This is a genomic window from Pseudomonas spelaei (assembly GCF_009724245.1).
Lineage (GTDB): Bacteria > Pseudomonadota > Gammaproteobacteria > Pseudomonadales > Pseudomonadaceae > Aquipseudomonas > Aquipseudomonas spelaei.
This window is the reverse complement of the sequence record NZ_WNNK01000005.1, coordinates 269,525-292,205: the sequence shown is the minus strand read 5'-3', so window position 1 is coordinate 292,205 and position 22,681 is coordinate 269,525. Positions and strand designations below refer to the sequence as shown.

19 protein-coding genes are annotated in these 22,681 nt (G+C 60.3%); 2 read left to right on the top strand and 17 right to left on the bottom strand.

Annotated features, from left to right (window positions below):
* Positions 1-19: 19 nt before the first annotated feature.
* The 16 genes from GNF76_RS08520 to GNF76_RS08445 all read right to left on the bottom strand — a co-directional run bounded on the left by GNF76_RS08520 (position 20) and on the right by GNF76_RS08445 (position 19,798).
* Positions 20-781, bottom strand: a complete 762-nt coding sequence (locus tag GNF76_RS08520; protein WP_155582730.1) for a PIG-L deacetylase family protein — start codon at positions 779-781, stop codon at positions 20-22.
* A gap of 483 nt (positions 782-1,264) precedes the next feature.
* Positions 1,265-3,445, bottom strand: a complete 2,181-nt coding sequence (gene glgX / locus GNF76_RS08515; RefSeq protein ID WP_155582729.1) for a glycogen debranching protein GlgX — start codon at positions 3,443-3,445, stop codon at positions 1,265-1,267.
* 113 nt (positions 3,446-3,558) lie between these two features.
* Positions 3,559-3,816 (bottom strand): DUF2934 domain-containing protein, encoded by a 258-nt coding sequence (locus tag GNF76_RS08510; protein WP_155582728.1) that lies wholly within the window; start codon positions 3,814-3,816, stop codon positions 3,559-3,561.
* A 23-nt stretch (positions 3,817-3,839) separates the two neighbouring features.
* Complete coding sequence (locus tag GNF76_RS08505; RefSeq protein ID WP_155582727.1) at positions 3,840-6,608, bottom strand: malto-oligosyltrehalose synthase; 2,769 nt, start codon at positions 6,606-6,608, stop codon at positions 3,840-3,842.
* Positions 6,605-8,686 carry a 4-alpha-glucanotransferase gene (malQ, locus tag GNF76_RS08500; RefSeq protein WP_155582726.1) on the bottom strand — a complete coding sequence of 694 codons (2,082 nt, stop codon included), beginning with the start codon at positions 8,684-8,686 and terminating at the stop codon, positions 6,605-6,607. The genes GNF76_RS08505 and malQ overlap by 4 nt, the downstream gene beginning before the upstream one ends.
* Positions 8,683-10,431 (bottom strand): malto-oligosyltrehalose trehalohydrolase, encoded by a 1,749-nt coding sequence (gene treZ, locus GNF76_RS08495; protein WP_155582725.1) that lies wholly within the window; start codon positions 10,429-10,431, stop codon positions 8,683-8,685. Before treZ ends, malQ begins: the two co-directional genes overlap by 4 nt.
* A gap of 18 nt (positions 10,432-10,449) precedes the next feature.
* Complete coding sequence (gene glgA, locus GNF76_RS08490; protein WP_155582724.1) at positions 10,450-12,006, bottom strand: glycogen synthase GlgA; 1,557 nt, start codon at positions 12,004-12,006, stop codon at positions 10,450-10,452.
* Between the two features lie 605 nt (positions 12,007-12,611).
* On the bottom strand, positions 12,612-13,565 hold the full coding sequence (locus tag GNF76_RS08485) for a D-2-hydroxyacid dehydrogenase family protein (RefSeq protein WP_155582723.1): 954 nt from the start codon (positions 13,563-13,565) through the stop codon (positions 12,612-12,614).
* Between the two features lie 25 nt (positions 13,566-13,590).
* Complete coding sequence (locus GNF76_RS08480; protein WP_155582722.1) at positions 13,591-14,604, bottom strand: alpha/beta fold hydrolase; 1,014 nt, start codon at positions 14,602-14,604, stop codon at positions 13,591-13,593.
* 66 nt (positions 14,605-14,670) lie between these two features.
* Complete coding sequence (locus tag GNF76_RS08475; RefSeq protein WP_155582721.1) at positions 14,671-15,102, bottom strand: YqaA family protein; 432 nt, start codon at positions 15,100-15,102, stop codon at positions 14,671-14,673.
* A 3-nt stretch (positions 15,103-15,105) separates the two neighbouring features.
* Positions 15,106-15,552 (bottom strand): DUF411 domain-containing protein, encoded by a 447-nt coding sequence (locus GNF76_RS08470; RefSeq protein WP_155582720.1) that lies wholly within the window; start codon positions 15,550-15,552, stop codon positions 15,106-15,108.
* A 164-nt stretch (positions 15,553-15,716) separates the two neighbouring features.
* On the bottom strand, positions 15,717-16,172 hold the full coding sequence (locus GNF76_RS08465; RefSeq protein ID WP_155582719.1) for an SRPBCC family protein: 456 nt from the start codon (positions 16,170-16,172) through the stop codon (positions 15,717-15,719).
* Between the two features lie 102 nt (positions 16,173-16,274).
* Positions 16,275-17,426 (bottom strand): acyl-CoA dehydrogenase family protein, encoded by a 1,152-nt coding sequence (locus GNF76_RS08460; RefSeq protein ID WP_155582718.1) that lies wholly within the window; start codon positions 17,424-17,426, stop codon positions 16,275-16,277.
* A 3-nt stretch (positions 17,427-17,429) separates the two neighbouring features.
* The gene (locus tag GNF76_RS08455; RefSeq protein WP_155582717.1) at positions 17,430-18,536 is read right to left on the bottom strand and encodes an enoyl-CoA hydratase/isomerase family protein; all 1,107 of its coding nucleotides are present in this window, start codon (positions 18,534-18,536) and stop codon (positions 17,430-17,432) included.
* Between the two features lie 151 nt (positions 18,537-18,687).
* Positions 18,688-19,401, bottom strand: coding sequence for an HPP family protein (locus GNF76_RS08450; protein WP_155582716.1), 714 nt, complete (start codon positions 19,399-19,401; stop codon positions 18,688-18,690).
* A gap of 172 nt (positions 19,402-19,573) precedes the next feature.
* On the bottom strand, positions 19,574-19,798 hold the full coding sequence (locus GNF76_RS08445) for a type VI secretion system contractile sheath small subunit (RefSeq protein ID WP_343037809.1): 225 nt from the start codon (positions 19,796-19,798) through the stop codon (positions 19,574-19,576).
* A gap of 541 nt (positions 19,799-20,339) precedes the next feature.
* Between GNF76_RS08445 and GNF76_RS08440 the strand changes: the two genes are divergently transcribed.
* Both GNF76_RS08440 and GNF76_RS08435 read left to right on the top strand, forming a co-directional pair.
* A complete protein-coding gene (locus tag GNF76_RS08440; protein WP_155582715.1) occupies positions 20,340-20,621 on the top strand; it encodes a CopG family ribbon-helix-helix protein in 282 nt (93 codons plus the stop codon).
* Complete coding sequence (locus GNF76_RS08435) at positions 20,612-20,887, top strand: type II toxin-antitoxin system RelE/ParE family toxin (protein WP_155582714.1); 276 nt, start codon at positions 20,612-20,614, stop codon at positions 20,885-20,887. The genes GNF76_RS08440 and GNF76_RS08435 overlap by 10 nt, the downstream gene beginning before the upstream one ends.
* 168 nt (positions 20,888-21,055) lie before the next feature.
* Here the strand turns inward: GNF76_RS08435 and GNF76_RS08430 are convergent, their stop codons facing one another.
* Positions 21,056-22,678, bottom strand: a complete 1,623-nt coding sequence (locus tag GNF76_RS08430; RefSeq protein WP_178123234.1) for a glycosyltransferase family 39 protein — start codon at positions 22,676-22,678, stop codon at positions 21,056-21,058.
* Positions 22,679-22,681 lie beyond the last annotated feature (3 nt).

Below are 22,681 nucleotides of genomic sequence, written 5' to 3'. Positions count from 1 at the left end.
GGTTGAGGGCTTTCACGGGCTACAAGAAAACAATCTCATACGGCTCTCGCATCCGCTCCAGCAGCACCTGCGCCATCATGGGGGGCAGGCCGATCTCCGGATCCCCCGCCAACTGGCTGGCATAGGCATGGGCAGCATGCAGCTTGCGTGCGACGCTCCAGGTGTCGAGGCGAATCTTGCGTGCCTGCCGCCAGGGGATGTTGATGGCTTCGCGGGCGGGCCAATGCCAGGCCCAGATCGGCAGTTCGTGCAGACGGGCACCTACCAGCAGGCAGGCCTTGGCGGCGGCGCGACCAACAGCGTCGTGATCGTCGTTGCCATCAGAGCGCCAAGTGGTGAACACCACATCACCGGGTTGCAGGTAGCGGGCAATGAATTGGCTCAGTTGCTGCTCCCGAGCCGGCAGCGCGTTATCGGTAAAACCACCGCGAATCCACTTCAGGCTGTGCAGGGGCACGCCCAGGCGTCGCAGCGCTTCGACGCTTTCCTGGGGGCGAACCACGCTCAAGCGTTTGACCGGCCAGACGTTGGAGCCCGGATGGCTGGCACTGCCGTCGGTTACGGAGATCAGTTGCAGGGAGTAATCGAGGGTGCTCAACAATTGCAGTAAACCGCCACAGGCCAGCACTTCATCGCCGGGGTGCGGGGCAATGACCACCACGCGTGTGCCGGGGGGCACCAGGGTGGTCGGATTGATAGCAGGGATTTGCGCCAGTTGCGGCGCACTGTTCCATATTTGCGCAGGGCCACGGCGGCCTTCAACTAAGGGGGCGGGCTTCATGGGTATCACGTCCTTGTTCTGGTAATGCCTGGTCGTACCCCGTTGACGGGACGACTCTTTTTGGTAGCGCGAGAACCGGGTTCGCAGGAACCGTCAACCTGACCCTCGCACCGCGCCGACGCTCCAACCTTGGATTGCCGTGCGAAGAGTATTGATCATAGTCAACGATTCGTCGCGTTTAGGGCGTTGAATCTCGCTATTTTTTACGAGGCCAGCATCAGATGCGTCAAAAATAGTTACTGCCGTTCAGTTAAGGAATGGAGATCCGGCAACCGAAGCAAATTCAGTGTGGGAGTTGTCGAGCCCCAGCGAGGCTACGATGGCGTCGGTACAGCAAACATTGATGTTGCCTGACCCGCCGCCATCGTAGCCTCGCTGGGGCTCGACAACTCCCACAGTTGATCTTTGTAGTCTTGAGCAGTGCGTTCGCTTAACTGAACGGCATTAGGGCCTGTCCCCTCGCCACAGGTTCAGTGCTCGCTCTTAACTATCGGCATTACCCAACCGGCTCTCATTTTCATGCTGCAGTTCAAACAGCAGCAACGAGCGTGCAGTCACCGCGTACTCGTGCCCGAAATCGAAGCGCTCCTGGCCGTGCACTGCTGGCTGATTGGTATCAAGCATGCACGTCCAGAAGCCGCCATCGGGTACTGGCGGCAGACGGAAATTGACCGTGTCGTGGTGGGCGTTCACCACCAGTAGCAAGGTGGCGTCAGCCCCTGGGCGGCGGATGCCGGTTTCCTGGGCTCGGCCATCCATCAACATGCCCAGGCAACGGCCATGGCTGTCTTGCCATTTATCGGTGGTCATTTCATTGCCATCGGGGGCCAGCCAGGTCACGTCTTTGACGCCGATGTCTTCGTTGTAGTCGCCCACCAGGAACCGCCCGCGCCGCAGAATCGGATAGGCCAGGCGCAGCTTGATCAGACGTTTGACGAACTTGAGCAGAGCCTTGCCATCGTCATCCAGGTCCCAGTTGACCCAACCGATCTCGCTGTCCTGGCAATAGGCGTTGTTGTTGCCGTGCTGAGTGCGGGCGAACTCATCCCCGGCTACCAGCATCGGCGTGCCTTGGGCCAACAGCAGAGTGGCGAAGAAGTTACGCATCTGACGCAGGCGCAGGGCATTGATTTGAGGATCGTCGGTGGGGCCTTCGACGCCGTGGTTCCATGACAGGTTGTTATTGCTGCCGTCCTGATTGTTCTCGTCGTTGGCTTCGTTGTGCTTATCGTTGTAGGACACCAGGTCGTGCAGGGTGAAACCGTCGTGGGCGGTGATGAAGTTCACCGAACTGTAAGGCCGCCGTCCACGGTGGTTGAACATCTCGCCCGAGGCGGTCATACGCCCGGCGAAGTCGGCGAGCTGGCCATCATCGCCTTTCCAGAAGGCCCGCACGGTGTCGCGGAAGCGGTCGTTCCATTCCACCCAACCGGGTGGGAAGTTGCCCACTTGATAGCCACCGGGGCCGATGTCCCAGGGCTCGGCAATCATCTTCACCTGGCGCAGCACCGGGTCCTGGCGGCAGGCAACGAGGAAGCTGTGGCGTTCGTCGAAACCGTCGTGGTAACGGCCGAGAATGGTCGCCAGGTCGAAGCGGAATCCATCCACGTGCATTTCCGTCGCCCAATAACGCAAGGAGTCGGTAACCATTTGCAGCACGCAAGGATGGCTCAGGTCCAACGTGTTGCCGGTGCCGGAGTCGTTGATATAGAAGCGTTTGTCATCGGGCATCAGCCGGTAGTACGACGCGTTGTCGATGCCACGCATGGACAGCGTCGGGCCTTGTTCATTGCCTTCGGCAGTGTGGTTGTAGACCACGTCGAGGATCACTTCCAGCTTGGCTTCATGCAGGTGCGCGACCATCTCCTTGAACTCGGCGATCTTGCCGCTGGCCAGGTAGCGCGGGTCCGGTGCGAAGAAGGCAATGCTGTTATAGCCCCAGTAGTTGGTCATGCCTTTTTGCAGCAGGTGCTGGTCGTTGACGAAGGCGTGTACCGGCAGCAACTCGACCGACGACACGCCCAACTGGCGGATGTGTTTGAGCACATCGTCGACCATCAGCCCGGCGCAGGTTCCGCGCACGTCTTCGGGGACCGAAGGATGACGCATGGTGATGCCGCGCAAGTGGGTCTCGTAAATGATTGTGCGGTCCCACGGGGTGCGCACCGGTTGATCGTGGCCCCAGGTGTGCGCCGGGTCGATGACCTTGCACTTGGGGACGAAGGGCGCGCTGTCGCGTTCGTCAAAACTGAGATCGGCGTCGGGGTGGCCGATGGTGTAGCCGAACAGCGCTTCGGACCATTTGAGTGCGCCCACCAGTTGTTTGGCATAGGGATCGATCAGTAGCTTGTTGTGGTTGAAGCGGTGACCATTAGCCGGATCGTAGGGGCCGTACACGCGGTAGCCGTAGATCAGCCCGGGATGAGCATCGGGCAGGTAGCCGTGGAAGGTCTCGTCGGTGTATTCCGGCAGCTCGATGCGTTCGAGTTCTACCTCGCCGCTGTCGTCGAAGATACACAGTTCCACCTGGGTGGCGTTGGCCGAGAACAGGGCGAAATTGACCCCCAGACCGTCCCAGGTCGCGCCAAGGGGGAAGGGCAAACCTTCACGAATCCGCGACGGCTCGTTGTCGAACGTCGGTTTGGCTGGGTCAGGCTTGCTCATGTGGGTGCTCCTGCAATGGTTTTTTCAGGCCGAACGGGGCTGTGCTGAAAAGTGCTCAGTTGAAAGTGTTCATGAGTGACCCGGCAGAAGCGGACTTCTGCTGGGGTACGTGATCAGTTGGCGGGCTTGCGCGGGGCCTTGGGCTTAGGCTTGGCCGCGGACTTTTCCACCGCCGCAGCTTTCGCTGGCGCAGCAGGTTTGGGCTTGGCCTTGGGTTTTGCGGCGGCCTTGGGCTTGCTCGGCGTCAGCGCCTCGGCTTCCGCCAGCTTGCGCGCCATCTCCCAATGGCGGGCTTCTTGCCCTTCGGGTTTGCCTTCGGACTCCCAGATCTGATACGCGAATTCGCGAACGCGTTTGTCTTCGGTACTCATCGCATTGCTCCTCAGAGAAAATTTCAGCTTTCTTGATGATCAGGATTGATAAAGACGTTGACCGGGCAACCCCCCAAGGCAGTACTGATCGTCAGCTCCTTGTTGGGTGTGACTGCGCCTGTCTGGAAAAGTCCCTTCCAGTTTTGCGTTGGTGCGGCGAACGGTAATGTGACCCGGGTATCGCCCCAAATCTGCGCGTTGACCTGCGGATAAACACCGTTATCAAGCAGGTGAAAGGGCCAGCGCGGTACCACCACTAACAAGCGCGTACCCTGATATTCGCGGCAGAAAGCGACCACCCGATCGGCGTGTTCGCCCACCACGTCCAGGGGCTCATAGCTGCCCAGCCGGAACACCTGCGGATGTTCCCTGCGCAGGTTCAGCACCTGGGCGACAAGCGCCTGCTTAATGCGCCCATCACGCCAGTGCAACATCAGTTCGCCGATGTCGGTCGGCGATTCCAGTGCTTGTTGCCGGGCACTGAAATCCACCGCACGCCGGTTGTCCGGATCCACCAGGCTGAAGTCCCAGAACTCATTCCCCTGATACACATCCGGCACCCCCGGCACGGTGAGGCGAAGCAAGGATTGCGCCAGGCCATTCAGCGCGCCCGCCGGGGCGATGGCTTGGACGGCAGCGGCGAGGGCCGTGCGCAACGGCAGGCCTTGCTCGTCGAGTATTAGCCGCGAGAGGAACGCTTGCACACCGTGCTCGTACAGCTCGTTCGGCGCGCTCCAACTGCTGTGCAGCTTGGCTTCGCGCAGGGCCTTTTGTTGCCACTGCCATAGACGCTGGTGATAGTTGCCCAGCGCCTTGGTGTCATCACTGCGCAGGTCCAGCGGCCAACTGCCCAGCAGCACTTGATAGAGGATCAGTTCATCGCCCGCCGAGGGCGTGCTGGCATCACTGCGCAGGAACACGGCCAGGCTACGCCAGTGTTCCACCTGTTTGGCATACCAGTCGGCGCATTCACTGAGTACCGCCAGGCGTGCACGGGTGTCTTCGCCGCGCTTGTGGTCATGGGTGGCGCTGGCCAGCAGGTTGTCGGGAAACGTGCGCAGACGCTGTTGGTTGGCGGCATGGAACTCGGTCAGGGGCGCGCTGAATTGTGCGGTGCTGAAGCCGACATCGTTGCGTGACAGCAACACTGCCGAGCGATAGAGCGCGGTGTCTTCCACCGCTTTGGCCGCCGTCGGGGAGGTCAGTTGCTGGAAGCGCACGCAGGCGTGCTTGAGGATCTTGCGCTCACGGCCCAACGGCCGGTTGCGCCAAGGCTCGCCGCCGAGCCATTGCTCCAGGTAATCGAGCACCGGCCAGTCGGCTTCGCCCAAGGTGCTGCGGGCACCGGCCAGGGCCTGCTGGAAAAACACATCGTCTTGTTCGCTGCGGCCACGGGCGCTGATATAGGTGCGATACACCGGGAAGTGCACGATCAGTTCCTCCAGGGCGCGGCGGATCGCGCCCAGGGTCAGGTCGCGACTCATCACATCGTCACGGGCCACTTGCAGCAGGGCCTGGGCGACGCTTTCAAAGTCACCGGCGAGGGAACCATGGAGGATTTGCTGGCGGGCCAGCCAGGCTTCCTCGATAAAGGCCGACGGGCGTTCGGTATAGCGGGTCCACAGCTCGGCCAGAGGTGCACAACCTGCGGGGTCGTGTTGCAGCAATGACAGCTGGTTCATGAATTCGTAGCCGGTGGTGCCGTCCACCTGCCAGTCTTCGCGCAGGGCTTCGCCTTCACCGAGGATTTTTTCGACGAAGATCGGCAGGTGCCGTCCTTCTGACAGTGAGTCCACCCGACGTCGCAACTTGCGGCAGTAACCTCCAGGGTCGGCCAAACCGTCGATATGGTCGATGCGCAGGCCGTCCACCAGCCCCTCGCTGATCAGCTGGAAGATTTTGCCGTGGGTGGCTTCGAACACCGCACTGCGCTCCACCCGCAGGCCGCCCAGCTCATTGACGTCGAAGAAGCGCCGCCAGTTGATGTCATCTGCCGCCGTGCGCCAGCTGGCCAGGCGGTAGCTTTGTTGCTCCAGCAGGTGATGCAGGCGCGCGAAGCCGTCTGGCTGGCGGGAGTCGTAGAGGCTGAGGTTGTGTTGGATGGCGGCGAAAGTAGCGGGATCTTGTGCCCGTTCAACCAATTGCTGTTTCAGCGCCACGGCCTGGAGGTAGGCGTCCGGATGGTAGGCGAGGCTGCTGAAGTCGTCGGCCAGGGCCTTGAGGGGCGTGTGAGGGCGCAGGATGTCGCCATAGTCGCTGGGGTTGATCGGGAAACGGTGTTCGTAATGCTTGATGAAAAAGCTGCCTTGCTGGGGGTCAGCGCGTAACGCAATGCTGCCGGTTTGCAGCGCTTCACCGTAGTCACTGCCCAGGAAGGGCATCAGTAACTGGCCCTTGAGCAGCGGGTCCGGCGAATGCCACTGGATGTCGAAGAATTCGCTGTAAGGGCTCAAGCGTCCCCACTCCAGCAGGTCCAGCCACCAAGGATTATCGGCGCCGCCCACCGCCATATGGTTGGAGACGATATCGAGGATCAGCCCCATGTCGTGCTCACGCAACGCCGCCACGAGCCGCCGCAAAGCCGCTTCGCCGCCCAGTTCCGGGTTGACGCTGGTGGGGTCGACCACATCGTAGCCGTGCAGGGAGCCGGCGCGAGCGCTGAGCAGCGGCGAGGCATACAGGTGGCTGATGCCTAGCCGGGCAAAGTAGGGCACCCACGGCACTGCGTCATCCAGGGTGAACCCTTGATGAAATTGCAGACGCTGGGTCGCCCTGAGGGTCGACACTTTCATCGGTCACGCTCATGGGCCTGAAGGCGGGCTACCGCCAGCAATTCCAGGCGTCGGGCGGCGTTTTCGTCGTTGAGCAAGGTGCTGGCGTTTCCCGGAAACCGGCGGCGCCAATTCGGGTGAGTGTCGGTGGTGCCCGGGAGGTTGGCCTGTTCTTCTACGCCCAGGGCGTCTTCCAGGGGCAGCAGCACCAGCGGTGCGCGGGTGTGGCCCAGGTAACGGATACTGGCGTCGAGGACGTGGTCGGTTTCGTTACGGATTTCATCGCGAAAGTTCTGCGGGTCCTGGCTCAAGGCCTGGCGCAGTGCCTGGCGTTCCCGCAGGCGATGTTCGCTCCAGTGCTCCACGGTCGGCCCATCAATCAATCCCAGCTGTATGTTCCAGTCGATGTCGCGGCTGTGCCACCAGCCATTGAGGGTGGGCAAGTCATGGGTGCTGGTGGTCGCCAGGGCATTGTCGGGCCAGTCGAGGATCGGCTTGAAATGGCCGTGTTCCTGTTCGAACAACAGCACGCGCATGCCGAGAATCGAGCGGGCGATGAGTTTTTCCCGCAGGCCATCGGGCACCGTGCCCAAGTCTTCGCCCAGCACGATGGCCTGGTGGCGGCTCGACTCCAGGGCCAACAGCCGCAGCAGATCATCCACCGGGTAATACAGGTAGGCACCTTCCCGAGGCGAGGCGCCCATGGGAATCACCCACAGCCGTTGCAGGCCCATCACATGGTCGATGCGCAAGCCGCCGGCATGGGCGAAATTGGCCCGCAGCATTTCGATAAACGCCCGGAAGCCGTTGCGCTGGAGGCCTTCGGGGGAGAACGCGGAAATGCCCCAGCCCTGGCCGGCTCGGTTGAGAATGTCTGGTGGGGCACCCACGGTGAGGTCGGCGAGCAATTCGTCCTGGCGACTCCAGGCCTGGCTGCCGCCGCCATCGGCGCCCACCGCCAGGTCGGCGATAAGACCAACGCCCATGCCACTGCCACGGGCCGCTTGTTGGGCACGTTCCAGGCACCGTGCGATCAACCATTGGCTGAACGCGAAGAAGCCGATTTCCTGCGCGTTGTCCTCGGCAAACTGCACCAGCGCCGGGTTGCTTGGGTCGCGCCAGGCCTCGGGCCAGTGCCGCCAGTCGAGGCTTTCGCCGTTGGCAGCGCGTTCAGCCTGCACGGCTTCAAAGCGGCAGTGGTTTTCCAGGGCTTCGCCACCGGCCTCACGGAAACTCAGGAAGTCGGCGTGTTGCGGGTGATTGCCCTGGCGGAAATCGTCGTACAGCGCTCGCAGCAAGCGTTGTTTGGCTTTGGCGGCGGCAGGCCAGTCGATCAGGCGCAGTTGCTCCAGCGCCCGGCGTTCATCGGCCAGGCCGCAGGCGTCGATGGTGTCCTGTACCAGCCGATCACCGAGGATGCAGCCGGGGGAAGCATAAAGACTGTTGAGGAACAGGCGGCTGGAAGGCGAGTAAGGGCTGTAGCGCTCGGTGTCGGTGCTGAACATCGCGTGCATCGGGCTGATTGCCAAGGCGTCGGCACCACGTTCAGCGGCGGCGCGGGCCAGGTGCTCCAGGGCTTGGGTGTCGCCAAAGCCGCCGTCGCCACTGCGGCGCAAGGCATAGAGCTGGGCGCTCAAGCCCCAGGCGCGGGCGGGTTGACTGTCCACGGCCTCGTCAACGCGGTAGCAATGCGTCGGGGCGACCGCCAACGTGAAATGCTGGTCGGCGATCTGCACCTGCTGGTAACCCACCGGAATCGATCCCGGCAGAGTGGCGCTGGCGTCCAGGCTGAGGTCCAGCACGCTGCCATCTTCCAGGTGGACCTGGCATGGCGTACCGGGCGTGAAAAAGTGCGCCAGGTCCAACCCGGCGCCGTTATCGACGGTCATCAGCGGTGGCAAGTGCTTGTCTTGCTGCACACGCTCAAGGTCTCGCAGGCTGGCCTCGATGGCGGCATCGCTGTCGGCCGGATGGCCCAGGCCTTTAAGCACGGCGCGCAGAGCGTCGGCGTTGACGTGTTGGGGGCGGCCGTTGGCGTCGATCCAGTCGACGGCCAGGCCCGCTCGACTGGCGAGTAGTTCCAATTGCGCTTCGCTCAAGGGTGCTCTCCAGTAGGGGATAGGCTGACGCGGGCGCTGAAGGGCGCCAGGGTCTGGTCGGTATTGGCCGGGGTCACGAAAAGGGTGCGACCGGCTGCCGGGTGGTCAAAGGTGGCGGCACTCAAGTTCAGGTCGATTTGCAGCAGGCTACCGTTGCCCAGCCGCCAGCGGGCAGACACCGCACCGTTACCGAGTACTTGAGCGCCCATCGTCTCGCTGCCAGGCAGATGCGGCACGATGTGCTGATGACGCAGGCTCAGTAGTTGTCGATAGAACGGCGTGTTGCCGCACTCCGCCAGGCTGGGCACCGATCGGCGGAACGTGGCCAGGGCGTTGGGGTCCGGGATGTGCTTGCGCCGCTCGGGGTCGGCAAAGGCGGCAAACTCGGCAAACTCGTTGCGCCGCCCCTCACGTACCGCCTCAGCCAATTCACCGTGGTGGTCGGTAAAGAACAGAAAAGGTTCTTCGGCATTGACTTCATCGCCCATGAACATCAGCGGGATCATGGGCGACAGCAGCAACAAAGTGGTCGCGGCCTTTAAGGCTTCAGGCGAGCAGAGTTGATGCAGGCGTTCGCCGAGGGCTCGGTTGCCGATCTGGTCATGGTTTTGCAGGAACAGTACAAAAGCGCTCGGCGGCAAGTGCCCGCTGGGTTCGCCACGCTCGCGGCCATGGCGGGTGGTGTGGCCCTGGTAGATGAAGCCTTCACTCAGGCAACGGGCCAGTTTGCCGGTGAGGTCTTGTGCAAAATCGGCGTAGTAGGCGTCGGTTTCGCCGGTCAGCAACACGTGCAAGGCGTTGTGCCCGTCGTCGTTCCACTGCGCATCAAAACCTTGTTCCAGGAGGCTGGCCTGGTTGAATTCGTTTTCCAGTACCAGCCAGGTGTGGCGTCCCGGGTCCACCTGTTGGCGCACTCGTTGGGCCAGCGCCTGGAGAAAGTCGGGATCGTTGATGGCGTGGACGGCATCCAGGCGCAGGCCGTCAAAGCGGTAGTCCAGTAGCCACATCAGGGCATTGTCGATAAAAAAGTCCCGAACTTGCCGGCGACGAAAGTCGATGCCGGCGCCCCAGGGCGTGTGGGTGTCTTCACGAAAAAAGCCCTTGGCGTATTGGCCGAGGTAGTTGCCGTCGGGGCCGAAGTGGTTGTAGACCACATCGAGGATCACCGCGAGGCCGTGATGATGGGCGCTGTCGATCAGTTGTTTCAATTGCTCGGGAGCACCATAGCTTGCGTGCGGAGCGTAGGGCAGGACCCCGTCATACCCCCAATTGCGCTCGCCGGGGAATTGCGCCAGAGGCATCAATTCGATCGCCGTGATACCTAACTCCGCCAGGCGCGGCAGTTGCCGTTCGACTTCGGCATAGCCTCCCAGCGCGCCGACATGCAGCTCATAAATCACCGCTTCGTGCCATGGCCGGCCGCGCCAGGCGCTGTGGCGCCAGTGATAGGCCAGGGGATCGACCACCACGCTGCAACCATGGACATCCGTGGCTTGGGCCCGGGACGCCGGGTCGGGAACCTCTCGTTCACCGTCGATGTTGTAGCGGTAGCGAGTCCCCGCCGGGCAGCGCAGTTGCACCACGAACCAGCCATCTGCCTGGGACAGCATGGCCACTGACTTGCCTTCTTCTTCAAACTCAACGCTTACGTAAAGCGCATCGGGCGCCCACAAGGCGAAACGGGTGTGTTCCGCGTCCAGCATGATTGCGCCGTGGGGCCGGGCTTCCAAAGTCCGTAACGGCATCTATGCAGACCTCTTTGACTACTTCGCCGATTTTCCCAGCGCTTTCGCCACCAGTTGCTCGTAAAGTTCGGCGTAGGGTTCCACCGCCTGGCACCAGTTGAACGGTGCAGCCATGGCCCGGCAACGCATGGCGTTGAGCAGGCCCGGGAAGGCGAAGACCTTGAACGCACGGCTCAAGGCTGCCTCGTAACTCTCGACCGTAGATTCATCGAACAGGAAGCCGGTGATGCCATCCTCGATGGTGTCCGCCAGGCCGCCGGTATTACGGGCGACCGGCAACGAGCCGAAGCGCTGGGCATACATCTGGCTCAAGCCACAGGGTTCATAGCGCGATGGCATCAACAGAAAGTCGCTGCCGGCGAACATGCGGCGCGCGTCGGTTTCATTGAAGCCGATCCGCACACCGACCTGCCCGGGAAAGCGCAAGGCGAGGGCGCGCATGGCCTGTTCTTCTTCTGGCTCACCCCGACCGATGATCGCGATCTGGCCGCCGGATTCGACGATAAAGCTGGCCACCGCTTCGGTCAGGTCCAGGCCTTTCTGGTAGACCAGTCGCGAAACCACGGCGAACAGTGGGCCGGTGGAGTCGTGCAGGCCGAACAAGTTGCGTACATGGGCCGCGTTGACCGCCTTGCCTTCCCAATCACCGATGTTGAACGGGTGGGTCAGGTGCGGGTCGGTGGACGCTTCCCAGCTCTCATCAATACCGTTGGGAATACCGCTAAGCAACCCTTGCTGGGTCTTGCTGGCCAGGAAACCGTCCAGGCCGCAGCCGAATTCCGGGGTGGTGATTTCCCGGGCGTAGGTGGCACTGACTGTAGTGATGTGGCTGGAATAGGCCATGCCGGCTTTCAGGAACGACAACTTGCCGTAGAACTCCATGCCTTCCTGTTGCAGGGCATGTTCGGGGATACCCAACTCCGGGCACGAGGCCAGGCTGACCACGCCCTGGTAGGCCAGGTTATGAATGGTGAACAGCGTGGGCGTGCGTGAACCACGCCAGTGCATATAGGCGGGTGCCAGGCCGGCTGGCCAGTCGTGGGCGTGCACCAGGTCCGGGCACCAGTGGATCTGCGCCAGGTTGGCGGCGATGTCGGCAGCCGCCAGGCCCAGGCGGGCGAAGCGGATATGGTTGTCCGGCCAATCGCGGCCGTTGTTGGCGCCGTAGGGAGTGCCTTCGCGCTCATACAGTTCGGGGCAGATCAGCACATAGATGACCAGGCCGTCCTTGAGGTCCATGCGCCCGATCTTGCACGGCGGCAACGCCGCATGGCCGCCCAGCTCGCCGATGATGTGAATGGGATTGTCACTGTCCAGCACCTGCGGGTAACCGGGGATCAGTACGCGTACATCGTGAAGATGGGCCATGGCCCGGGGCAGGGCGGCGGAGACGTCACCCAGGCCGCCGGTTTTCACCAGATCAGCCAGTTCCGACGTTACAAACAGGACTTTCTTGCGGTTAGGGTTCTGGGTGGAGACCGGCCGTACCGTGTTGGGAATGTCCGCCAATGAAGTCGGCCCGCCAACCGGCTGACTGAAACGCTCTCCCTGAGTATCTACGGCAGCACTGATCATAGTTCTCTCCCATTTTATTGGTCGGTTAATGGCTTGCTGCCATCAACGAGGGTTGACCGCATCCTGCGGTCAGGCGCACAAGCGCTACACAGACTGGCAAGCCTTATGCCAGTTGCGCTGGAGTCTTGATTTGAATGGATAGACGGGCATTCGGCGTAAACCGGCTGCGCTCGCCTTACCTTAAACCTGACCTGCGGCAGAGTTCGAAAGTTTCGATTTTTTGCGGGGCTTTTGTTTTGATTGGGACCCATCAGTCATGAGTCTAGGCCAGATCCCAGAGCCTGTAAGGCGTGTTGGAGGTTTTTGTAGGACAAAATTTTTTTCATGTGGGGAAATCAGTGGCGAGCGGGGCGGTTAGCTTGATTGCTTGCCAAAGAAACCCTGCGCTTCATTTAAGGGCCAGAGGGGGCACAGGTTATGTGCGACTGGGAGGTTGTCCGGCCGCGACGCACAATTATGGTGCGCTGGAGCGCATCGTTCAGGCCGGAGCAAGAGGCATGTTGGAGTTAATGTGATTTATCAAGAGTAAGTAACTTTTAAAAAACAATTAGATAGGCCGATTTTATAAAGTGAATTATCAATAGTTCTATAAAGTGTTATTGGGCTCAGCCCAGAACCCGGATGGGCGCACCGCTGGCCCAAGACTGGATATCTTCAATCATCTGGGCATAGAACTGCCGGTAGTTCTGCTCGCTGACATAACCCACATGCGGTGTCGCCAATACATTGGCCAGTTGTCGAAACGGATGATCGACCGGCAACGGCTCCTGATCAAAGACATCCAACGCGGCGCCCGCCAATCGCCCGCTGACCAGTGCAGCGATCAAGGCCGTTTCATCAACAATAGGCCCGCGCGCGGTATTGATCAGTTGCGCCGTGGGTTTCATCCAACTCAGGGCCTGGGCATCTACCAGCCCACGGCTGCGATCACTGAGCACCAGGTGAATCGACAGCACATCGGCCTGCTCGAACAGCTCGCGCTTGCTGACCCAGTCCACACCCGACTCGGCCGCGCGTTCAGGCGTGAGGTTCTCGCTCCAGGCAATGACCCGCATTCCGAATACCTTGCCGAACTGGGCAATACGCTGGCCAATGCTGCCCAGCCCGAGAATACCGAGGGTCTTGCCATACAAGTCACTGCCCAGGCCTTGTTGCCACTCTCCGTCGCGTAGCGAGTTGGCTTCAGCCAACAGGTTACGGGTGGAGGCCATAATCAATGCCCAGGTCAGCTCGGGAGCGGCGTGCTTGTAACTGTCGGTGCCGCAGACCTGAATACCCAAGGCCTTGGCCGCCGGGATATCCACCGCAGCGTTGCGCATGCCGCCGGTGACCAGCAGCTTCAGATTGGGCAAGCCCCGCAGCAGGGCCTGATCAAACGTGCTGCGCTCGCGCATCAGGCAAATCACGTCGAACGTCTGTAAACGCTCGACCATCGTGGCGGTATCTGCCGGATAGTCATGAAGAAAACTGACTTGGCCCACGGCCTCGAGCACCGACCAATCCACCACGTCGCTGGCAACGTTCTGCCAATCATCAATCACTGCGATCCGTACCGACATTCAATAGAACCTCAATAGAGTGGATTCAAAGGGCATTGAGCCCCTGCAACAGCGCCTTGTGAAACTGCGCTGGCTCTTCCATCTGCGGTGCATGGCCCAGCCCCGGGAACTCCACCAAGGTGGCATGGGGAATGAGCCCGGCGATTTGTTTGCCCAGGACTGCGTAATGGCCAATCTTCGCCTTGACCGCCGGTGGTGCGATATCACTGCCGATGGCCGTGGTGTCGGATGTACCGATCAGCAGCAGGGTTGGCATCTGCAAATCCTTGAATTCGTAGAACACCGGCTGAGTGAAGATCATGTCGTAAATCAGCGCCGAGTTCCACGCAACCTGAGTATGGCCCGGGCCTTTGTTCAGGCCGGCGAGCATGTCCACCCAGCGGTCGAACTCGGGCTTCCAGTTCCCGGCGTAATAGGTGTTGCGCTCGTAGGTGCGGATACCGTCGGCCGTCAGCTTCAGCTCGCGCTCGTACCATTGGTCAACGCTGCGATAGGGCACGCCAAGGGCTTTCCAGTCTTCCAGGCCGATGGGATTGACCAGGGCCAGTTGCTCGGTTTGTGTTGGATAGAGCAGGGCGTAGCGGGTAGCCAGCATCCCGCCGGTGGAATGACCCAGCAGGGTGACTTTCTGGATACCGAGCTTTTCCAGCAGTTGGTGAGTGTTGATCGCCAGTTGCTGGAAACTGTACTGATAATGGTCCGGCTTGCTGGAGGTACAAAAACCGATCTGATCCGGGGCGATGACTCGGTAGCCAGCATCGCTCAACGACTTGATCGACGCCTCCCAGGTCGCGCCGCAGAAGTTCTTGCCGTGCATCAACACGATGCTGCGGCCGTTCGCCTTGCCCTTGGCCGGCACGTCCATATAACCCATTTGCAGGCTTTTGCCTTGGGATTGAAAGCTGAAGTGCTCGACGGGATAAGGGTATTCGAAGCCTTGCAGTTCGGGGCCGTAGGCCGGGCCTTCCGTGGCGGCGAAGGCGGGAAGGGCAGCGCTGGCTAACAGGCCGACGAGACAGAACGATCGGGATAACATCATAAGGAAGCTCCGAAAAGAGTGTCCGGATGCTGTGGTGGGGGGATTAAGCGAAAATTAAAGCAGGGCTCAAATCCATTGCAGCGTGAGACCTATCAATACGCCATAACGCGTCGCTTTAGCCAGGGTTACCAGCAATAAAAAACGCCACAATGGCTCCCGCATCACGCCGGCTACCAGCGTGAGCGGATCACCAATTACCGGCACCCAACTAAGCAGCAGCGTCCAGTGTCCCCAGCGCTGGTAATGGGCACCGGCCTTCTCCAGCTGTGTTGCGCTGACCGGAAACCAGCGGCGCTCCTTGAAGTGCTCAACCGAACGCCCCAGCAGCCAGTTCACCACCGAACCCAGCACGTTGCCGAACGTTGCGATGACCAGCAGCAGCCACAGGCTGTAATGCCCGCTGAGCAGCAGGCCCACCAGCACGGCTTCCGACTGCAGTGGCAACAGCGTTGCTGCCCCGAACGCGGCGAAAAATAGTCCCAGGTAACCCGCCAGCATCAATCAGTATGCCGGGTAATCGGCGACCACTACGTCTTTGCCCTCACGGGTCAGGCCGATGACCTGATAGGCGTCGCTCCTGCCGTCGACTTCCATGCCCGGCGAGCCCATGGGCATGCCAGGCGCCGCGACACCCAGCAGGTCGTCGCGTTTGCGCAGCGCCAACACCTGCTCGGCAGGTACGTGGCCTTCAACAAACTTGCCGTCGATCACAGCGGTATGGCAAGAGGCCAGACGCGGAGCAACGCCGAGGCGTTGTTTGACTTCGCTCATATTGGCTTCGACATGGTCATTGACCTTAAAACCGTTGCTTTGCAGGTGGGTGATCCACTTTTTGCAGCAGCCGCAGTTCGCATCACGGTGCACATCGATCGGGATCAATTCGGCGGCCTGGGCCAGTGTGCTCATGAATAAGGCTGACAGCAGGGTCAGGCGGAGGGTGGCTTTCATCAGTCATCTCATCAGGCGCGGGGCAATAGGCAGGCATTCTCCCTGCTTTTGACAAGCAAGTTTTTCCGTTGTGTTTCGAAATTATACGAAGGCTCGACAACTCTGAAACGTTGGAACTTAACGTCCAGAGCTGTCGACAAGTTGAGGGGCAGATGACGATTTTGTCAGATGGAGGGCGTTTCCAGGCGCTGTTTGAGCTGGTCCAGGGCCTTATTCGATAGCTCGACGATGCGCTCATGCAGGGTCGTGAGTTGTAACTCTGTTTCATAGGAAAGGACACGCCTGAACAGCGTGCCGCCGCCCTGTTCCTGTAAGAGGTAGTGAATACAGCCATCCACTGCCTGGGAGGTGAAAGCTGTCTTGAACTCCCTGGGGCGTGAGGCGACTTGCACGCGGTAGCTCATGGGCATGCGCACGCCCAACAGGTCGATGATTTCAGTGAAGCGATGGCCAGCGGGCAATGAACCACTGACACCCGTCTCGGCACTCAGTGACGTCGGATGCCACTCATGCCAGCGATCCGGTTGGGTCACGTAGTCGTAGACGTCTTCGATGGGGGCCTGGATATAACGTTCCTGAGTGATCCGCTCAAGGCGGATCGGGTGCTCAATAGCATGCATGACACACCTCCTGTGTGGCGAGACTGGGCACTAGGATCTGTCAGAATAGTCGTACTCCCGAACAACGCACGGGAGTCTCCAGGGTATTTCTCAGCGGACCTCTTACAACTGATAGTTCTTTAACTCTCTGGCAATCACCATCCGCTGAATCTCGCTGGTTCCTTCATAAATCTGGGTAATTCGTGCATCCCGGTAGTAACGCTCCACCGGATAATCTTCCAGATAGCCATATCCGCCATGAATCTGCATCGCCGACGAGCAGACTTTTTCTGCCATTTCCGAAGCGAACAACTTGGCCTGTGAGGCTTCCGACAGGCAGGGTTTACCGGCACTGCGCAGTCGTGCCGCATGCAGGATCAGCAAGCGCGCGGCGTTCAGGCGGGTTTGCATGTCGGCCAGCAGATTGGCCACGCTCTGGTGCTCGATAATGGCCTTGTCGAACTGGACACGGTCTCGGGCGTAGGCGAGTGCCGCTTCAAACGCCGCGCGCGCGATGCCCAGGGCTTGGGCGGCAATCCCGATACGGCCGCCTTCCAGGTTGGACAGGGCGATGGCCAGGCCCTTGCCGCGCTCTCCCAGCAGGTTGGCTTCAGGCACTGTGCATTGATTGAGGGTAACGGCGCAGGTATCCGAGGCGCGGATGCCCATTTTGTGCTCCGTGCGGTCCACCACGAAGCCCGGGGTGTTGGTGGGCACCAGGAACGCGGAGAGGCCTTTCTTGCCCAGCTCCGGGTCGGTGACCGCAAACACGATGGCCAGCTTGGCCCGTTTGCCGTTGCTGACAAATTGCTTGGCGCCGTTGATCACCCATTGGCCGTCCTTGAGTTCGGCGCGGGTGCGCAGGTTATGGGCTTCGGAACCCGCCTGGGGCTCGGTCAGGCAGAAGCAGCCGATGGCTTGCCCGCTGGCCAGGTCCGCCAGCCAGGTTTGTTTCTGCTCTGTTGAGCCGTAGTTAAGGATTGGCCCGCAACCCACTGAATTGTGGATACTCATCAGTGCGCCGGTAGCACCATCGCCCGCAGAGATCTCCTCCACGGCCAGTGCATAGGCCACGTAGTCGACGTAGGTCCCGCCCCATTCTTCGGGGACAACCATGCCCAACAGGCCCAGCTCACCCATCTTCGACACCAGGGTATCGTCAATCCAGCCGGCTTTTTCCCAGGCCTGGGCATAAGGCGCGATTTCGCCACGGGCAAAGTCTCGGGCCATGTCGCGGATCATGACTTGTTCTTCAGTCAGTTCAATATCTTGCATGGCTTAGTTCCCGTTCTGGTCGAAGGCGCTGAAGAAGCTTTCGACATGGGCGGCGTCCAGCGCCTGGAGTGTCGGTGGGTTCCAGCGTGGGGTTTTGTCCTTGTCGATCAGCAGCGCGCGTATGCCTTCGATAAGGTCGCCCCGGTCAAACCACTGGCGGTCCAGATGCAGCTCCAGTGCGAAGCAGTTTTCCAGGGGCAGGTGACGCCCGCGCCGAAGCATTTCCAAAGTGACAGCCATGGCCAGAGGGGAGCGGGTTTGCATCAATCTGGCGGTGCTCAGTGCCCATTCATGGCTGTCGGCAACGGTGACTTGTTGCAGCTGTTCAACGATGCTGGGGACATCAGGCAGGGCAAAAAAATGATCAATAGACGGGCGCAGCAGTGCCAGCGGAGCATCGGGCAGTTGCTGTACGGCGAGTTTGGCCAGGAGACCCTGCAAGTCCTTGAGGGGAGAACCCTGCCATTTCAGATGATCGAGTTTGTGGTCCAGGTCAACCAGCCTGGCGCTGTCCAGGTACCAGTCCGCCAATCCACAGTACAACGCATCGGCGGCGCGGATCTGAGCGCCGGTCACGCCCAGGTAGGTCCCCAGTTCACCAGGGATGCGCGACAGGAAGTAACTGCCACCGACATCCGGGAAATAACCGATGGCCACTTCCGGCATCGCCAGGCGGCTACGCTCAGTGACTAACCGCAAGTCCGCGCCTTGCACCAGGCCCATCCCGCCGCCCAGGACAAAACCGTCCATCAGTGCCAGTACGGGCTTGCGGTAGTGATGAATCATCAGGTCGAGGGCGTATTCCTCGACGAAGAAGTCTTCATGCAGGCTGTCACCGCTTTTGTAGCTGTCGTACAACGAGCGAATGTCGCCGCCCGCGCAGAAGGCTTTCTCACCGGCGCCCCGCAGTACAACCGCATGCACCTTTGGGTCATCGGCCCAGGTTCGCAAATGCCTGGCAAGGCTGCGGACCATATCCAGTGTAATGGCGTTCAGGCCAACGGGACGATTGAGGGTCAGGTGACCAATATGGTTGCGGACCTCGGCCAGGACGTCGTCCTGAAGAATCCCGGGGCGGCGAGTTGCCTCGGATGGAACCTGAGCAGTCATCTCTAACTCCCTGCTTTTATTGTTCTTTATCAAGATGTTCGCGGACGAACTATCTCGCGATCGTACCAGTGCAAATTTGCCAAGTACAACGCTGAAATGTGCAGGTCAGGTGTGCATTTTTGCAGTGCCCGCCGTACCGGTTTTTTCCGGGCTAACGGTGCTCAGGCGCACCTGCCAGTACGGCGCTGATGCTTCTGCGGCGGGCATGACGTTCACTGGCCTGGATCAATTGTTCCAATTCCTGTGGCGTGACGTCAAAGAACTGCTCCATCTCTGCCAGTGCCTGTTTCAGGTCGTCGGCGCAGATGGCAGGGTTTTGCGCCGAGGTGGAGACGAAGGCTTGCGCAGCGGGTTCAGCCACGCCTTTAGGGTAGCGGGTACGGGTCAAATTGTTATAGGCGAGGGCTGTCAGCAGTAACGTACTGGCGCCGAACATGACAGGGCCGATTTCCCGCCATTGCAAGGCGATGGTTGCGGGATCCGCCAGTACCAGGGTCAACGCCAGCGCTCCGGCCGGCGGATGCAGGCAGCGCAGCCAGCACATCAGGATCAGCGCCATGCCGGCTGCCAGACAAGCACTGCCCAGTGTTCGGCCCAGGACCTGTGCCACCAGCAGCGCAGTCACACCTGCGCATAAATAGCTGCCGATGATCGACCAAGGCTGGGCCAGCGCCCCGGACGATACGGCAAACAGCAGCACCGCCGAAGCCCCAAGGGGCCCCACCAGGTGCAAGGCGACATCCATGCCAAACACCTGGGCACAGACCCAGACACTGAACAGGGTGCCCAATGCCATGCCCAGGGCGGCACGACTCCATTCGGCGGGACGGGTGTTGATAGCAGCGGGTAACCAGCGAGCAAGCATTAAAAGACGATCCAGACGGTAATAAAAAGCGGGCAAAAAGAAGGGCTCATCTGGTTTCCCGGAAAGCCCTTCGAAAGTTCCTGCATTTGGGGGAGGAACCAGCGCAGTGTGCCGATCTGATCGATACCTCGCCAATGCATATTAATGCAGGTTGAATACAGTAATTTTGCAGTTAATTCGTTCGGGTAAGAGAGCTGTCGGGCTTTCCCAGGACCCGGTCATCGGTGTCAGCGTTGAACAGCCGCTCAAGAAGGTTTTCACGCCAGCCAGGCTCATTGGCCAACGGTCCCTTCAGCGCGACCAGCGCATCACGCAGCTCCATCAAGCGGTCCATGTCCGGAACGGGGATCGGCAAGTAGCCTGCGCGGGCAGGGTCAGGCGGTTGCTTATCAGCCACGAACTATTCCTCTGATCAGCATCGGTATGTGGAGTGGCCAGGCGGCAGGTGCCAATTAAATAGATGCAGTGGAAGAAGAGTCTACAAGTGGGATCCAAATGCAGGAAGAGGGGGGCTTACGGGCGATTACGGATAGATGCGTAGGAGTATTCCCGGGCTTGCCACCACTGGATGCAAGAAGGGGAACCCGCAGAATTCGGAAAAATCGCGCTCACCGTACTTAACCCCATTTCGGGCGCCGTCTGAACCTGCCGAGCCACCCACTCAATACCTGACGGCAGGGCTTGACGACTCAGGCTTATTAACTATGATTATGTTTGAATCGTAGAGGTGCCTGGAAAAAAGATGAAGCGCGGATATATGTGTGGCTAAACAAACCATACTCCTGCTCCAGGCTAATGCAGGGTGTCCCATTACCCTGTTTTTGGGCCATGCCTGCCTCTGAAATTGATAGGCAACGGTCTATGACGCTTGCGAACGCCGCACCCGTTTGGCGCCCGCGTTCACACAAATAGCATTTCACAGCGTTGGAGTAATGATCATGGCTACTACCGCCAAGACCCGATCCGTCACGGCTCACGTCCCTGTGCAACTGGCTGAGAAGGTCGATTTGATGGCAGAGCGTCTGGAACGCTCCAAAAACTGGATCGTCAAGCAGGCTCTGTCCGCCTGGATAGACCAGGAAGAAGAGCGTAGTCGCCTGACCCATGAGGCCTTGGCCGATGTTGACGCGGGTCGGGTGATTGACCACCAAGCTGTCCAGGCCTGGGCTGATAGCCTCAGCACCGACACTCCGCTGCCGGTACCGCGCGGATGGAGTTGAAGTGGACAAGCAGGGCGCTTTGCGACATTGCCCGGCTTTACGAGTTTCTTGCGTCGGTGAATCAGCCCGCCGCCGCACGAACAGTGCAGCAACTCACAGCCGCGCCTTCCACGCTGCTGGCTAACCCGCGTATTGGCGAACGGTTGGAAGAGTTCGATCCACGTGATGTGCGTCGAATTCAGATCGGCCACTACGAGCTACGTTACGAAATTCAGGGCTCCACCCTCTATCTACTGCGCCTGTGGCACACACGCGAAGATCGATAATGCATGGGTTGGACAAGGCCTGCCGTGTCAATGTCCTAAATTTCCTTCATTTCGGCGTACCGCAGAGCCCGAGGATCAGCCCCTGTGACTGATCGAAAAACCTCAACGTACGGTTTTTATGAATTCGGCGGGCTCCCTCAGAAGATCCAGTGACGACAGGCAATGGCATTAAGGCTGGGAAGCCTTGACCAGATGCACAAGCACATAAGGGTTCTTGTCAAACTGCCCAATCAGCACCGGAGACAACGAACGCAGGCGCGGATCGGTCAAGGCTTCAAAGTCAGCCTGACTCATCACCAACCAGGCGGGTGCCTGTATCGGCGCCAGATCGCCAGGCTGCTGGGTAAACAGCGGCACTCGGTCACAATCAAGGTTAACCATGAACTTGATCGCTTTCGCGTCTTTGCCCAACGCATGCAGCACGATTGGCGCCGGTTGCTCCTTGATCAGCGTATGCGCCTGAACCGTAAAGGTGCGAGTGTCATACAGACTGCGCTGCAGCGGCTCGACCATCACGATATAGGTGGCCCATACCGCCAGCACCGCAGCGAAGGCCGGGCCCAGGTAGCGCAGGCGCTGCTTGAACAGCAACCCCAGGCTCAGGACCTGAAGCGCGATCAGTATCCCGAAGATCGGATTGAGGCTGCCCAAGTCCTTGGCGAAACGATTACGAGCCACGAACAGGCCCACGATCAGCAATCCCGGGATCAGCGTCCAGAGCCCCAGCATCAGGACTCGCAGACAGGCGAACAACCGTCCCCGAGTCACCTGGAACGGATACGCCGCAATGATCGCCGCCATGGGCAACATCGGCAGCACGTAGCGGGCTTTTTTCGCCTGCGGAACCGACAGGCCAATCATCACGATCAAACCGGCAGCGGCGCAATACAGCACCAGTTGCAGGGCAGGATCCACCGGACGACGACCACCCACCAGTATGGCAACCAGCACCAATATCGCCATGGGATAGGCCAGGGCATAGTTGCCCATGGAACTGGTGAAGTAATACAGCAACGGGCTCGCGCCTTCGGTGCCATCCATGCGGCCGAGGAACTGCATGCGGATGACTTCCTGCATGAACGGTTCACCGCCGCTGAGCTTGGCCAGCAAGAGCAAGAGGCCGATACACGCCACCAGCAACGCCAGGGCCAACAGGCCGAAGGTGAACAGTTGGCGCCACTGCCGATTGATCAGGTAATAGCTGCAGAGCATGCCCGTCGGAATCACCAGGCCGATGGGGCCCCGAATCGCAAACCCCAGAATCACCAGCAGCAATAGCCAGTGCAGACGTTTGCTGGCACCGAAGTGATCATGGGCATAACCCAGGTAAAACACGGTCAGGGCCACGGCGGCCAGCATCTGGTCGAGCGACACCGCACGGGTTTCGCTGATGAAGGTACTGCTGAGCAATAGCAATGCAACGCTCAGCAACGCCCAGCGCTGGGAGTAGGGCGCCGTCAGCCGGTAGATCAGTATCACGATCACGGCCGAAGCGATTGCTGTCGGCAACCACGCGGTGAAGCTGGTTACTTCACCCAACGGCAGTGACAGTAACCAGACCAGCAGAGTCGAAGTCGCCGAGTAGTCGGCATAGGGCTGCCCATAGGTGGTGGGGAAAAACCCCGGCCCATGGCGCAGCATTTCCTGGGCGAAGAGCACGAAGCGTGAATCAAAGCCGATGATCGCCTGGTGCCAATTGCCGGCCACAAACAGGACCAACGCCAGGAGCCCCAGCCCCAGCGAGTGTCGGCGAATTGTCGGACTGAGCAGGGGCTGGAGAGCTTTATCCACGTT